This is a genomic window from Occallatibacter riparius, assembly GCF_025264625.1.
In the GTDB taxonomy this organism is placed as follows: Bacteria; Acidobacteriota; Terriglobia; order Terriglobales; family Acidobacteriaceae; genus Telmatobacter; species Telmatobacter riparius.
In genome coordinates this window covers 4,626,925-4,642,384 of the sequence record NZ_CP093313.1, presented here as the reverse complement: position 1 = coordinate 4,642,384, position 15,460 = coordinate 4,626,925, and the positions used below count along the sequence as shown (strand labels likewise).

At 61.3% G+C, this 15,460-nt stretch carries 9 protein-coding genes; 5 read left to right on the top strand and 4 right to left on the bottom strand.

Annotated features, from left to right (window positions below; genetic code table 11):
* The 3 genes from MOP44_RS18815 (at nt 1) to MOP44_RS18805 (ending at nt 4,724) form a co-directional block, all read left to right on the top strand.
* A complete protein-coding gene (locus MOP44_RS18815; RefSeq protein WP_260791790.1) occupies nt 1-2,649 on the top strand; it encodes a VWA domain-containing protein in 2,649 nt (882 codons plus the stop codon).
* A gap of 439 nt (nt 2,650-3,088) precedes the next feature.
* A complete protein-coding gene (locus MOP44_RS18810; RefSeq protein ID WP_260791789.1) occupies nt 3,089-3,784 on the top strand; it encodes a VOC family protein in 696 nt (231 codons plus the stop codon).
* Nucleotides 3,785-3,857: 73 nt separating this feature from the next.
* On the top strand, nt 3,858-4,724 hold the full coding sequence (locus MOP44_RS18805; protein ID WP_260791788.1) for an enoyl-CoA hydratase/isomerase family protein: 867 nt from the start codon (nt 3,858-3,860) through the stop codon (nt 4,722-4,724).
* Between the two features lie 210 nt (nt 4,725-4,934).
* Here MOP44_RS18805 and MOP44_RS18800 read toward each other — a convergent pair whose 3' ends face one another.
* Both MOP44_RS18800 and MOP44_RS18795 read right to left on the bottom strand, forming a co-directional pair.
* Complete coding sequence (locus MOP44_RS18800) at nt 4,935-6,185, bottom strand: sensor histidine kinase (protein ID WP_260791787.1); 1,251 nt, start codon at nt 6,183-6,185, stop codon at nt 4,935-4,937.
* Entirely contained in the window at nt 6,172-7,689 is a 1,518-nt protein-coding gene (locus MOP44_RS18795) for an ATPase domain-containing protein (protein WP_260791786.1), read from the bottom strand. The genes MOP44_RS18800 and MOP44_RS18795 overlap by 14 nt, the downstream gene beginning before the upstream one ends.
* 351 nt (nt 7,690-8,040) lie before the next feature.
* Here MOP44_RS18795 and MOP44_RS18790 point away from each other — a divergent pair, with 351 nt between their 5' ends.
* Both MOP44_RS18790 and MOP44_RS18785 read left to right on the top strand, forming a co-directional pair.
* Nucleotides 8,041-8,385 carry a PadR family transcriptional regulator gene (locus tag MOP44_RS18790; protein ID WP_260791785.1) on the top strand — a complete coding sequence of 115 codons (345 nt, stop codon included), beginning with the start codon at nt 8,041-8,043 and terminating at the stop codon, nt 8,383-8,385.
* 1 nt (nt 8,386) lies between these two features.
* On the top strand, nt 8,387-11,014 hold the full coding sequence (locus MOP44_RS18785) for an ABC transporter permease (protein WP_260791784.1): 2,628 nt from the start codon (nt 8,387-8,389) through the stop codon (nt 11,012-11,014).
* A gap of 931 nt (nt 11,015-11,945) precedes the next feature.
* Here MOP44_RS18785 and ribB read toward each other — a convergent pair.
* Complete coding sequence (gene ribB / locus MOP44_RS18780) at nt 11,946-13,289, bottom strand: 3,4-dihydroxy-2-butanone-4-phosphate synthase (protein ID WP_260791783.1); 1,344 nt, start codon at nt 13,287-13,289, stop codon at nt 11,946-11,948.
* A gap of 128 nt (nt 13,290-13,417) precedes the next feature.
* A complete protein-coding gene (locus MOP44_RS18775; protein WP_260791782.1) occupies nt 13,418-15,319 on the bottom strand; it encodes a glycoside hydrolase family 9 protein in 1,902 nt (633 codons plus the stop codon).
* Between the last annotated feature and the right edge of the window lie 141 nt (nt 15,320-15,460).

Sequence of the window (15,460 nt, the reverse complement as noted above, 5' to 3'; positions counted from 1 at the left end):
GTGCGCAGGTTGCGATGGTTTCTGTTCCTCGGGCTTCTCGTCTTCACGGCGCTGTCCTCTGAGGCTGCTCCAAAACGGCTGACCGTCACGCAGCTCCAGCAGTCGCTGGCAGCGGACATCGCAGCGCACAAACGCGACTCCGACATTGCCAAACGGCTGGCAAACACTGCTCTCTCTGAGCGCATCCCTCAGGCCACCTTCGCGCAGCTCATCGCGCAGTTTCCATCGAACTCGCAGACTGTGCTCGCTCTGCGTGTCCTCGCCAATCAATCCGAATTCCTGGATGCACCTGCGAGCGAAATCGCCGCAGACCCTGCGCCAGACGATGCCGCACAACTGCGCATCCTCGACAACACGCGGCACTATGTCGCGAACACGCTCCGTGGACTTCCAAACCTTCTCGCCACCCGCACCATAGATCTCTACGACGACAGGCCTCAACCGCCGCCGGAGGGCGGTTGGCCAACGCGCTCCGGCCTGCACCTCATAGGCGCTACCAGCGCGGAGGTCTCCGCAAACCGCGAGAGGGACGATCAGCCCGCGACGCAGAGTTCAGCCGTTTGGCAAGCGAAGTTCGGCCTTGTCTCCGGCGGAGAATTCGGAAGCACGCTCGGCATGATCCTCACGGAGGCTGCCCCGGCGGACGTGAAATGGAACCACTGGGAGAAAGGCGCAAAAGGCACACTTGCGGTGTTCCGCTACTCGGTTCCAGCCTCCGGATCGCATTTTGAGATCATCAGCTCATTTCAGCGTGAGACAAGCGTGGAAGGAACCCGCTCTGCTCGCGATGGGCGCGGCGTTTCGGGGATCGAGCTCCGGCCAAACATCAATTCCAGCAACATCGAATACGTCCGCACCAAGCCGGCATACCATGGCTCCCTCTGGATTGACCCCGCCGACGGTTCCGTCTACCGCATCACCATGGAAGCCGACATGAGCAAGGGTGCCCCGTTCAAACGTGCGGCGATGCTTGTTGAATACGGTCCGGTCAACATTTCAGGCACCGCGTTCATCTGCCCATTGCGCAGCCTGGCAGTCTCTGAATCTCAAGCCAACGCAGAAGCGATGATTGGAAATGGCGTCACGGAGTGGCTCAACGAGACCCGCTTCAGCAACTATCACCGCTTCGGCTCCAGCGCGCGGATCGTCAATGACACCGCAGGCGCAGCCGCGCCGGAATCCGCAACACCGCAGCCAGCAGAGCCAGCGCCACCCCCGCAGCCGCAAACACCAGTGGCCGAGACGAGCAAGCCCGCGCCGCCCGCACCGTCTACCCCCGCAGTTACGCCCGAAGCTCCACCACTCGAAGCCACAGCAGAACCTGCTCCGCCGCAGCCTGCTCCAGCGCCCACGAAAGCTCCCGATCTTCCGCTGACGGTCTCCTCCAATGCGGCGAGTGAAAGCGTCCCTACCTTCCGAATCGCCGTGAATTCCCTGCTTGTTCCGGCTGTAGTCCTCGACAAGGCCGGACGATCTGTCGGAGGCCTTGGCAAACAAGACTTTGTTGTGCTCGATAACGGAAAGCCGCGCGCCATCACCGGATTCACCTTGCTCAAGCGCACGCGGAATACCGAGAGCCGCACCAACGAGAAAGAGACAACCCCAGACAAGACCTCACCGGACAAGCCCGCGCCCGAAGCCCCGCCATCCGCCCAGAACCGAAAGCGGTTTCTGATCTTCCTCTTCGACGATCGCCACATGACAGCCGACGATTTGCCGCGCGTGCAGAAGGCCGCGAACGGCCTTCTGAACCAGCCTCTCGCGGAGGACGATTACGCGGCAGTCGTGTCGCTCATGGGTGCCAACTCTGGAATCACCAACGATCATGCTGTCTTGCAGGCCGCCGTCGCAAAGCTCAGCTTGCATCAGGCGCTTCAGCACGACCGGTTCGACTGTCCCGATGTCGACTACTACTCCGCGGATCAGATCATGAACCACCACAATGCCATGGAGTTTCAGATGGCCGTAGAGAAGGCGAGGCAGTGTTTAGGCATTCAGACGCAGGGTTCGAGCGAGGATCCATACACAGGAATCAGCAATCCCAATGATCCCTATCAGCGCGCAGCCATGGCCGCAGCGACGCGTGCCCTCGCTGTGGGGGAAGAAGATGCGCGAGAGTCGCTTGCCTCCGTGGAGAACGTCATCAACGCGATGACGAAGCTCTCCGGTGAAAGAGTGCTGATCCTTGTATCGAGCGGATTTCTTTCGCCGTCTCCTGAAACCATGAGCCTGAGGTCCGAGATCATGGACCTCGCGGCAAGGAACGACGTGGTCGTAAATGCTCTCGATGCACGTGGTCTCTACGCTGGAAATCTCGATGCCAGCCAGGGCGGCAGTACATCCACCATGGCGCTGGTTACCAACCAGCAAGGCCAGAATCACCTCGCTTCCATGCAGGCGAGCGAGAATGCCATGTCGGAACTCGCGGTGGGAACCGGCGGCCGCTACTTCCATAACAACAACGATCTCCAGGGCGGATTGGAGATGCTGGCCAACGTTCCAGAGAACTCCTACCTGCTCGAAATCTCCCTTGCAGACGTGAAGCCGAACGGAGCCTATCACCGTCTGGAAGTGAAACTCGCCAAACCCGGCCTCGAAGTCCATGCCCGCAAAGGCTACGTCGCACCAAAGCCCGCCGCCACGAAGTGATTGCGATTCGACCGTCCACCTCGCCTCCACGTGCTGTGTGACTTTTTAACCGCGTAATTGCTGGCTCGCGCAGGCATCATCGGTTTATACTCGGTCACGTTCGGCTTCCCGTGCACGCCATCACGTCAGTTGCAAGATGCAGGGCCCCCGGCAGAGATCGGCAAACCCGATTTCTCGATTCCCTTCCGAACAACGCGCTCTCGCCCAGCCGCCCCGCACGAGGAGGCACCCTTCAGGGCCTGAGCATTGACAGAATTCCTCGGCAAAAGAACGCCTAAATCCTGATCAATTCAGTTCTCGTTAACGGGAAGCAAACAGACCGTTCAGCATACGGTTTCAATCGTTTATCTAACCTCAGCCTTTAGCGGTAGTTGCACTCTTGTGCCCTTGCTCCGCTGCTGGGGCCTACCGAAGGAAATGAACAAAAGGAGAAAATCACATGGCAGATGCGACATACGAAGTCCAGGCTGATGACGCTGCCGGCGTAGCGAGCGTTCAGCAAGTCGATATGAAGTTCGAAATCGTTGTGATTCCGGTCTCCGACATCGATCGCGCCAAAGAGTTCTACGCGAAGCTCGGTTGGCGATTGGATGCCGACTACGACAATGGCAGCGACTTTCGCGTAATCCAGTTCACGCCGCCCGGGTCCGGGTGCTCCGTCATCTTCGGCAAAAATGTCACGGCAGCGGCTCCCGGCTCCGCGCAGGGTCTTTACCTGATCGTCACCGACATTGAGGCTGCGCGCAAAAATCTTCTGCGGCGCGGCATCGCCGTCGGAGAAGTGTTCCATGGCGGCGAGAACGTCTATGCAGGACCGGACGAGCCGTACCTCTTCGGACGCATTCGGGTAAACGGTGCTGACCCTGAGCGTCGCAGCTACCGCTCCTTCGCCTCCTTCAGCGATCCCGACGGAAACGGCTGGATCTTCCAGGAAATCACAGCACGGCTCCCCGGCCGTATCGATTCCACAGCCACGAGCTTCGCTTCGGCCACCGATTTAGCCGGCGCATTCCGGCGCGCGGAGGCCGCTCACGGCGAGCATGAGAAACGCCTGGGCCAGCGAGATGAAAACTGGGCGGACTGGTACGCCGCTTACATGGTTGCGGAACAATCCGGCGCGACGCTGCCGCAATAGAACAACTGCCGCGGGACCGGAATTACTCCACGCACTGCACCGAGTTCTTCCCTAAAAAGGAGGGAGATGCGCCATGCCTGAAATTGCGCAGTTCAACATCGACCGCACACACCCGAGTCACTGGACCATCACCTTCAGCAATCCGCCCGTCAACATGTTCATCCCAGCAACCATCGACGAATTGCGGACGCTCATGAGCGAGATCGAGACGGACCCGCACGTTAGAGTCATAGTCTTCCAGTCGGAGAATCCCGACTTCTTCATCGCTCACCTCGACGTGGGCAAGGCAGCTGAAAGACGGGAGACGCTGGATCTTTGGCGCGATTTTGTACTACGCCTCTCATCCTCGCCGGTCGTGAGCATTGCCAAGGTTCGCGGCCGCACCCGCGGCATCGGCAACGAATTTATCCTGGCCTGCGACATGCGCTTTGCCAGCCGGCAAAACGCTATCTTCGGCAATCCCGAAGTCGGTGTCGGATTAGTCCCGGGCGGAGGAGCGCTGGAATGGCTGCCGCGCATCGTCGGCCGCTCGCGCGCACTCGAGATCGTGCTGAGCGGCGATGATTTCGATGCCGATATCGTCGAGCGCTATGGCTGGGTCAACCGCACGCTCGATGATGACGACCTCGACTCTTTTGTCGACAACATGGTCGGCCGCCTCGCTTCGTTCGACCGCGAAGCCCTCGGAGCAGCAAAGGCTCAGATCAATCGATTCGCAATGCCGACAGCCGCCGAGCTTCAGTCGAGTAACGACCTGTTCTTCCCAACCTTGGCGTGGCCCACTGCGCAGGCGCGCCGCGCCAAGCTCCGTGGCGTCGGTTACGGTGTTCGAAGCGATTTCGAACTGAACTTCGGCAGCTATCTTCCGACCTTCGGGCCCGCCGAGGATGCCACGGATACGCCGGCCGCCGCGGCCCTCGCCGTGGAGCAATCGACTTAGGAACTGCCGCAATGAACCATCGCGCCGGGACCGATAAGCTCCTGGCGCGATGCCTACCTTGTCCGGCAGCTTGTGGAGGAATGACGAGCACCACAACGGCAGCGCCGGCATCAGGTGACCCGCTGCGCCCACAGCAAAGTCCTGCCGGGAGGCACGCTACTACTCATGGGCGGCGGGCGTCCGGCGGCTCTCATGGCTGGCGTCCGCCCATCACTTCCCGTGCGCGACCACATTCACCGGCTGCGCTACCGCCGCGGCACCCTTTTGCTGAAGCGGCCACAGAATCGAGACCGCCGTCCCCCGGCAGCTCTCCCTCGTTGAGCTCCAAATCCTGATGCTGCCTTCATGCTTGGTCACAATGCCGCGCACCACCCACAACCCCAGCCCGTTGCCCTTCTCCGCTTTCGTCGTGAAGAACGGCTCGAACAGCCGCGAACGCTGCTCCCTGGAGATCCCCAGGCCCGTATCCGCAATCGTCAGCCGCGCGATCCCCGGCTGGCTCTCGTCCTTCCTGTCCCGCGACCACCGCAACGAGACCGCAAGCCGCCCTCCTTTGGGCGTCGCCTCCACCGCGTTGAGCAGCAGGTTGTCGATCGCCTGCCGGATCTCGTCTCCAAATCCAAGAATCGTAATGTGCGGACGAATCCTCGCGCGCACCTGCAGATCCGACTTGCGGAACTTCTCCTCGAAGATGCGCAGCGACTCCTCCAGAATCTGCGCCAGATCTACTTCTTTCGGAGATCGGTCCACACGGTAATACGAGAGACTCTGCTTCACGATCCTTGAGACCCGCGCAATCTCGCTCGCCGCCGTATTTACCAGCGAGTTGGTCTCCTCCGGCAGCTCCGAATAGTTCTGCAGAATGTAGAGCGCATTTGTGACCGCCGCAAGCGGATTGTTGATCTCGTGCGCCAGCGACGCGGCCAACTGCCCTGCTGCCGCCAGCTTTTCCACCTTGCGCAGCCGCTCCTCCTGAAATCGAATTGTGCGCTCGTTCTCCTTCAGCTCCGCAATCTGCTTGGCGCTCTCAACGAGCAAGTTGCGCACCTGGTACTGCCGCCGCCGACTGCGCACAGCCACTTCAACCGCGCGCACCAGCGTGGCTGTGCCAATGGGGCGCTCCAGCACCGAAATTCCCCCCGCTGCCGCGGCCACTGTATCGAGCAGGCGTCCCCGGCGGGACTCGCCCCCATGGGTCAGGATGATGAGCGGCAGCTCGGACCACGAAGGCTGCGCTTGCAACCGCTCCAGCAACTCCGGAAGCCGCGCCAGTTCAAGCGCCTCCTCAGTCAGAAGCAGCGCCCCTGCCCCTTCCGTCATGCTCGCGCGCAGTTCCGCCGAGCTCTCGCACACCACAGCCGCAAAGCCATGCCCCATCAGCAATGCCGCCATAGCCGGCCCATCCCTCCCGACCGGTGCGAGGATCAGGACGCGCTCGTCGACTTGGCTACTCTCCATCATTACGCTGCATGATCTGTTCTAAGCTGCCGCGAAACTGAGGCACACCCGTGAGTATGCCCTGGAACTCCGTCAGAGGCCCGCCAATGCGGATACCCTTTCCCGTCCGAAGCGCAAACTCCCTAATGGTTTGCTCGTGGCGACCGCTACGCTTCTTCATCACGGCAATTGCCTTCTTCATTGCGCCTGCAGACTCAAAGTAGCGCAAACTCAGCACCGTATCGGCCAGGTAACTAAGGTCGACCGGAGACTCAAGAGTAGACACCACGCCATGCTGGGCGAGAGTAAAGATCGTCAGAATACCCTGCTGATTCAGATACGCTGAAAGTTCATGGAGTTGGTTGGCCAGATATTGCTCGCCCGGCATCGCATTAAGGTAGCCGTTCAGCGTGTCGATCGCGACCATCCTGGCTCCCTTTTCCACCCCGTCCTGAATTCGCCCCGCAAATTCTCCTGGAGAAATCTCCGCAGGGTCGACCTGCTGCACCTGGATGAGACCATTCCGAATGTGCTCCACCAGCCCAAGTCCAAGCGCATCCGCACGCGCCAGCATGGTCTGGCGGGTTTCGTCGAACGTGAACAGGAGACTGTGCTCTCCGCGCTCTGCCATGCTGCACGCGTACTGAAGCGCCAGCGTGGATTTGCCCGTCCCCGCCGGACCCATGATCAATGCCGTTGTGCCGCGGTCCAATCCGCCACCCAGCAACTCGTCCAGAGGAGCGCACCCGCTGCTCACTGACTCCTGCTTGAAATCCACATGATGATCCGCAGCTATCAGGCGCGGGAAAACCCGAATGCCGCCCGTCTCGATGATGTAGTCGTGATACCCCTCGCTGAAGCCGACACCTCGCATCTTCATCACCCGTAACCGCCTCCTCGACTTGCCGTAGTCGGGCGACAGCTGCTCCATCTCGATCACGCCGTGCGTGAGGCTCAGCACGTGCGGGTCGCTGCCAATACGGTTGCTGTCCATCTTGTCGTCGAGCAGCAGCACCGTGCTGCCCTGCCTCGCCAGATCCTGCTTCAGATTCAGCAACTGCCGGCGGTAACGAAGGGGCGTTTCGGCCAGGAGGCGAAACTCCGAAAGCGAGTCGAAAACCAGGCGCTTAGGCCGATGTTTGGCAATCTCGTCCCGCAGCAACTTCGTCACCTTGCTCAGCTCCATTTCAGCAGCATGAAACACCGTAGTCTGCGATTCAGGCTGAGTCAGCGATTCGATAGCCGAAAACTCCAGCAGCGGGATGCCTTCCAGAGACCAACCATGGGATGTAGCGACCTTCTCGAGCTCGTCCCTTGTCTCGGAAAGCGTGATGTACAAGACCGGCTCCCCGCGCCGCCGCCCCTCAAACAAGAACTGCAGCGCCAGAGTTGTCTTGCCCGAGCCGGGGTCACCCTGGACGAGGTAGAAGCAATTGCTCGGCAGACCGCCATTGATGATGGCGTCCAGCCCTTGCAGGCCGGTAGAGCAAATTCCTTTGTGCAATGAGTCATTCGTGGTAGCTGGCATGGGGCTCCTTGGCGTCCGATGCACTCGGCGCCGGGAAATGGATCGGTTCAGTGACCTTGTGAGTCCCCGCCGAGCTTGCGCGGCCAGACAAAACAGATCGCTACCGATTCTAAATCGACCACATCAGGTAAATACCGCTTATAGACTAAGATGCCGCGATTGGCGAAAGCGAAACGGCTCCCGTCTTGGCCAACCAGGAAGGGATCAACGGCCGCTCAATCCATGGCTTTGGCTTGGCCCATCCCCGGGCTTCCTGGTTCAAGCAGGTTCTCGCCATTTCACAACGCCGTCCTTGACGGGGCGATGGTCGGATGTCTACCATCACCCACAGTTGAGGGTAGTCTGTCTTCTATGGAAAAACGAAACGGTCTTCTTCAGGGCACACTCGACATGTTGATCCTCCGAACGCTGCTCTCCGGCGCCGCCCATGGCCACGAGATTGGGAAACACATTCAGCGGACCACCAATGATTTCCTTCAGATGCAGCACGGTTCTCTTTATCCCGCCCTCCATAGGCTGGAGAAAAGGGGTTGGGTCACTGCGAAGTGGGAAACCGCTCCAGACCGGAATCGAGAATTCAAGTACTACCGGTTAACTCCGCGAGGCCGCAAACAGTTGTTGGTTGAAGAATCGCAGTGGAAGCAGATGGCGGAGGCGGTCGCGCGCGTGATGTGGCCTGCGCCCGAGGAGAGCTGATATGCGATGGTGGCGCCGGAAGCAGCGGGATGAGGAGCTGGCGAGGGAACTCCAGTGCGACCTTGAGCTGGAAGAGGAAGAGCAGCGGGAACGAGGCGTGTCCGCGGAAGAGGCCCGTTTTGCGGCCATGCGCGCCTTCGGCAATCCCACGGTGATTCGCGAGCAGACGCGCGCCGTTTGGACGTGGAACTGGCTCGAGCGCTTGGTGCGCGATCTGAAATATGGCGCACGCACGTTGTGGCGCTCGCCGAGTTTCTCGATTGTGTCGGTGCTGGTGATGGCGCTCGGTATCGGCGCAACTACATCGCTGTTCACCATTGTGCGAGCTGTACTTCTGAGGCCGCTACCGTTTCGCGATCCCGGCAGGCTGGTGATGCTCTACGATCATTTTCGCCACGACCAACGCGGGGATGGGTTTAATACCGTGGCCGCCGGCGACTACCGCGACTGGCGCGCGCAAACCCACAGCTTTGAAGACATGGCCGCCATGCGCGGCTACGGAGGCATCATCTCAGGCGTGCAGAGTGAGCTGCCTGAAGTTGTGCAGAGCGCCGCAGGAACGGCCAATCTCTTTCCGCTGCTGGGCGTGTCGCCGGTATTGGGGCGTACCTTTACTGACGCTGAAGACCAGCCGGAAGGGCAGCCCGTTGTGCTGCTGACGTGGAGCATTTTTCAGCGGCGCTTTGCCGGCGATCCGTCGATCATCGGCAAGCAGGTTCATCTGGACACGAAACCCACCACGGTGATCGGCGTGCTGCCGAGCTGGTTTACGTATCCCGATGCAAGGATTCAATTCTGGCTGCCGTATTGGCAGACTTTCTCGCCGGGCGACTACGGCCACGCCGACCATCAGAGCACGGTAGTGGCACGGCTCAAACAGGGTGTGAGCGCAGCGGCGGCGACGCGCGAGGTGAGCGCGCTGCAGTATCAGATCCACCTGGCCAACGCGTCGAAGCCAGTAGCTGAAGACGTGTGGTGGAGGCCGATGATCGACGACTTGGCCAAGAATGTGCGCACGCCTCTGCTGGTGCTGCTGGGCGCGGTAGGCTGCATGCTGCTCATTGCCTGCCTGAACCTTACCAATCTACTGGTGGCGCGGTCGGCTACGCGGCGCAGGGAGGTTGCAGTCCGCGGCGCGCTGGGCGGCAGCCGTATAGTTCTTATCTGCGAGCAGATGACTGAGAGTTTGCTGATCTGTCTGGCCGGCGGAGCACTGGGCCTGCTGCTGTCGCTGGCTTCCACTTACTGGCTCGCGGCGCACTGGCGCAACCTGCCGCGCGCCGAATCCGTGCATGTGGATGCGTGGGTTCTGACGTTTACGCTGGCGATCGTGGCAGCCGCGGCACTGCTGGCTGGCCTTGTGCCCGCAATTTCGTCTACCGGAAGAGGTCTGCTTTCGGGGCTGCGCGATTCGACGCGCATGGTGGGCGCGAGCGGCGCGCGGGCGCGGCTGCGCAAGACGATGCTGACAGTGGAAATCGCCCTTACTGTTGTCCTGTTGATCTCGGCCGGCCTGCTCTTCAAGAGCTTCCTCCATCTGCGCACGACCGATCTCGGGTGCCGCATCGATCACGTGATCACCATGAAGTTCGGCCTGCCGGAGATCCAGTACGATACGCGCGAAAAGATCGTGCGCTTTCACGAGGCGTTGCTAGAGCGCCTGCGGCGCCTGCCTGGCGTGCGCGGCGCGGCATTAGTTTCGGTGCCACCAGGCGCGGGCTTCTCATTTGACCGGGTATTCAGTGTTCTCGAGCGGCCCGCACCCAGCTACAGCCTTCAGTACGAAGCCGCCATTTTCACTGCCGACCCGCAGTACTTCAGCGTGATGCAGATTCCCCTCCTGCGCGGCCGCGTCTTCACGGAACACGAGCGGCTCAGCAACGACCACTACATCGTTGTGAGCAAGACGTTCGTCGATCAGTATCTGGCGGGCAACGACCCGGTCGGCAAGCATGTCCGCGTGGACTGGGACACGAAGCCTGAAGTTTACGAGATCCTCGGTGAAGTCGGCGACACGGTCAATGACACTACCAAGCCGATTCGACCGACAATGTACTTTCCGATTCTCTCCGGCATTCCGGATCGCACTTCGGAGGCGACCATCGTTGCATACACTTCCGCCGATCCGCTCACGATGTCGATGCCAATCCAGCGACAGATTTCGGCGCTCGAACCGGAGCTGCCCGTCTACAACGCGCTGACCATGGACCAGATTCTCGGCAAGAATTCGGCGAGCCAGGGATTCGCGTCCAACCTGGTGCTCGCCTTTGCGGCGCTTTCACTTCTGCTGGCGGCGGTGGGCCTGTATGGAGTGCTCTCGTACCTGACCACGCAGCGGACGCCGGATATCGGTCTGCGCATCGCAGTGGGCGCACAGCGATCGCAGCTCCTGCGGCTTGTCCTCGTCGAGGGGCTGCGGCCTGCAATCGTGGGACTCGTCTTTGGCGTGGCAGCCAGCGCTCTGGCTACGCGACTGCTTAGGTCGATGCTGTACGGAACGCGGCCACTGGATCCAACGACATTTGCAGCGGCAGCGTCGATGCTGGTGGCCGTGGCGGTGCTGGCTTGCCTGATTCCGGCGTGGAGGGCGTCGCGCATCGATCCAGTTCAAGCATTGCGAACTGAATAGGGCTATCTGCGCCTCAAGCAGCAGTGGATATCCCAATGATTTTGAAAGAGCGTCACCCTATTTCGGTGATTGGCCTACATCGAACTGCGCGGGCGGGTGGCCCACATCCCCGGTCATTGCAGTCGGCTTACGAGGGGTACCCCAGGTCTCCCGTTTTTGGAGACCTGGGAGGGGTGCTCGCACCACTGACAAACCCAAACCTCCCGAACAACTCATCACCCTCCGACCTGCCGTGGCCGGAGACTTGGCAGGTCCTCATACCCGTGACAGCCAGCACAGAACCGGAGTTCACATCGGCGCATAATCGCTTCCTGCTGCTTGCGGCGGCAAGGGAGAGTTATGCCCATTTTGTCTGACATCCACTCCCAAACCCATCGGCAAGCGCACAGCGGGGCCCCCTCCCTCTCCCGAGCCGCAGGGCCTCTGCCGCTCCGGCACACCGGGCGACCATTCAGACCGAGGGTACCCCCCTCCCCCCCCCGGGGGCCATCGCCAGCCGACCATCGCAACAGTACCGCAACCGAGCAGGAGCGGCACCCCCACCCCCTCCCCACCAATGGAGCGGACAGGCATCCACCGGGGGTCACTGCCATTTTGCCAAACCGAGCGACCCCACCATCCGAAAGGGGTACCCCCCTCCCCCCCGGGCCATCGCCAGCAGACATCGCAGCGGTACCGCGACGGAGCAGGAGCGGTACCCCCCCTCCCCCCCCTCCCTCACCAATGGAGCGGACGGGCATCCACCGGGGACTCTGCCACTTTGCCAAACCGGGCGACCGTACCAGCCGAAGGGGTACCCCCACCCCCGTCACTGCACCAACAATAGTGCAAAAGCGAGCACAAGGACGCGCTCGGCACCCTTCCCGGTGATCTGAATCACAGTAGAGTCAAACTGATGGCTGACGGCTGATGGCTCGCGGCCAGGGACCTGCTACTCCTCGATCACTGACCAGGGATCGGCAACCGCCGCCTCTGCTTTAGCAGCCTTGCCCGGCGTCTCCAGCGGAATCGGCACCTGCTCCACAATCTCCAGCCCGAACCCCTCCAGCGCGGGGATATGCATCGGCGTATTCGACAGCAACCGAATCCGCTGAATGCCGAGATCCGACAGGATCTGTCCGCCGAGCCCGATCGCGCGCAGTATTCGCCCCGATCGGTCCTGGGCGCCTTCGCGCGACCGCAGCTCCTGGTGGAGGATGATCTGCCCCGGCTGCACCGGATCCACCTTCGACGGCGGAACCACCCCGCCTGCCTCGAACGCCTTGGCCGGTGAGTGCTCAATATCGAAGCCGCGCGAGGTGTTGTGCAGATAAATAATGGCGCCGCAGCCTTCCTCGGCGATCATCCGCATCGACTGGTCCAGCGTCTCGCGGCAGTGGCAGTCAGCCCCGAAAACATCGCCGGCAGTGCAACGCGTATGTACCCTCACCAGCACGGCATGGCAGCACGGCGGCCGATAGTTCGCCTCGCCCGGCATTCCTGCCGGCCCGGCAATGAACGCGGGACATCCGCCCGGGCACAGATCGCCACGTACCAGAGCGATGTGGCTCTCCCCACCATTCACTTCCGACTCGTAGGCGATCATGCGGAACTCGCCGTAGCGAGTATTCACGCGAGTTTCGCCCGCTCTCACGATGTAGCGCTCGTGGCGCAGCCGGTACCGGATCAGCTCGGCCACCGTAAGAATCCGCAGCCCGTGCTCGCGGCAGAACGGAATCAGGTCGGGCACCCTTGCCATCTCGCCGTCGTCGCGCATGATTTCGCAGATCACGCCCGAAGGATTCAGCCCCGCCATGCGCGCTAGATCGACTGAAGCCTCCGTCTGTCCCGCACGCACCAGCACGCCTCCACGGCGCGCCCGCAAAGGAAAGATATGCCCCGGCCGTGCCAGGTCGGCCGCAGTCGACTCCTCGTCAATCGCGACACGAACAGTGTGCGCACGGTCGGCAGCCGAGATCCCCGTCGTAACGCCCTCGCGGGCCTCGATTGTCTCCGTAAACGCAGTACCGAACCGCGACGAATTCTGCCGCGTCATCGGGAACAGCCGCAGGTAGTCGGCGCGCTCCTCCGTCAGCGTAAGGCAGATCAGGCCCCTCCCATAGCGGGCCATGAAATTGATGGCCTCCGGCGTCACGAACTCGGCGGCAAGCGTCAGGTCGCCCTCATTCTCCCGGTCCTCGTCGTCGACCACCACAACCATCCGCCCCGCGCGAATCTCGTCGAGTGCTCCAGGGACGTCAATAAACGGTGGCTCGGGCGTACGCGGCAAACTCATATCTTCACTTTCTGCTTCGCTTTATTCTCGCCCAATTCCCATCCCCGAGCAAAATTCTCACCACCGCCACAGCAAACTTGAGCAAGATAGAAATCGATTGGTTCAACAGCCACGCTTGACTCGGCGCTCTACCGAACGAACCTGGCCAGGAGCCGGATATAGGCGGTCTGGTAGGAGATTGACGGCTCAGTAACTTCCCAGGAATCGAGGGGCCAGCCATCGCTGAAATCTGCATAGGCCTTCTGTGGCGCCTGACCAACTGGGGGCGAAGGCGGCGTCTGCCCACAGTGGCGGTCGATGCCCGGGCACCCCTTCGCCCAGGTGTAGCCAGGGTTGGGGCCGCCCACGAGGTAGCCGGGCGGAGGGCCGAATTTCGAGCCGCTTACGCTGCCCCAAAGCGCACTGCCGTGGGTAAACCAGGTGTGGTAAAAACCGTCCACCGAATTGCTCGCGCCGAACGCCTTCATGTTCGACAGATAAACCTTGCCGAGTGGATTGACCCCATCGATATAGTGCAGATAATCCGCCGCGGCGTTCGTCGCCTCGGCCGCGCTGTGGCTGCCCAGGCCATAAAGCGCTTCATCGCCGAAAATGTCCCCGTGGTTGGATTTGGTCGCGTTGCTGCCCCAGACATACGCTGAAATATGGGCCCGGTAGGGATCGCTCTCCGCGGCCTTCCAACCGTCGTTTTCAAACCCTCTGGCAAACTCGGTCTTGATGGCAGACGAAACCGACGGCGTCGCCCCAGTCAGGCTCGCATAGTAGACCAAAGGTGCTGTTTGCACGTAGTCGAAATCGAGCGTGCGATGCTCTGTGAAGATCTGATTGTCGCGGTAATGCGCGTCGACATAGTCGCGGTAGATCGTCTCTCCGGTCAGGTCGAAGAGGTACACGGCCGCGGCTATGGCTCCCATCTCGCGTCCGTAATCGTCGACCTCCTGCTGCCCCGCCGCAAGCCCGACAGAATGATCGCGCGGATCGTTGTTGTAAAAGAGCACGTGCGGATGGGCCTGGGCCCATCCCCAGGCCTTGATCGCCCGCACCCTCAGATCATCGGCAAATGCCGTGAGGGCCGGAAACTGCCCGTAGGTCTTGGCCGCGTAGGCAAAGGCCTCTGCGCCCGCATAAGTCGCTGAGGTCGTCGCCGGCCCATAGAAGCTGCGCCCCGTAGCCGCCGAAGCCGGGCTTCCCGACGCGGATCCGATCACCGAGAGCAGCGACCCATCCTCGTTCTGCATGCGCTTCAGCCATTCAATCTCCCATTGGACCTCATCAAGCAAATCGGGAATGCCGTTCCCGGATTCCGGAATGTTGAAGTCGTCGGTAAAGGCTGACGGGCTTTCGTGATAAGCGTGAAGAAGGCCCACCACATAGTCACCGCTCCAGCGGGTATAGCGATTGAAATCCCCGGCGTCATACCATCCGCCGTGCAGGTCGCGCGCCGTCGCCTTATCGCTCTTCGCGCTGTAGAGCCGAGCTTCCGAGTCTTGTCCGGGCCCCATATGACTCGCCTTGTCTGCCCAGCCGGCGCCGGCATAACGCGCCTCCTTGGTAAAACCGGCGCGCTGGTAATAGAGCATGCGCACGGCCTGCACCAGGATCGGCTTGTAGAGATTCGGAGCCACCGAAAAGGGTACGGAATCATACCCCGCCTGCTGGTCCCGTATGAGATAGCGCCCGGGTTTCACAACCCGCGAAAAGTCGAACTGCCAAACACGGTCCCCCGAGGAAGGATCGACTGCGCCGTCGTGCCAGGCCACGGGCGCCCCTTTGAAGACGACTGTGCCAGTCTTCACGTCGACGACCTGGTAGACCTTGCCGGGCGCAAAGTGCCTTTGACTGTCGAAACCGCTAGCCGGGTCGCGGACAACGGCGACCTTCTTTGCGTCCGGTAGATAACCAAACTGATCGACGACGATGAAAGGCGTGGGCGACTGGCTCTGCTTGGCGTCGCTCACGTGCGTACAGCCTGAAGAGCCAGCGAAAGAACCAAGTGCGGCAAGACCCGCGATCAGGACCCTCTTGAACATGACCCGCGCAACCCCTTGCAACAAAGCCTCGAAGCCGGTCCGCACCGGTACGCCGGGAATTCCGCTCAAGGCTGTATGAAATCAGTTAATGGCCATGATAACCGGAATGCTGCAACCACTTTGTCGGCATCCGGACCTGCT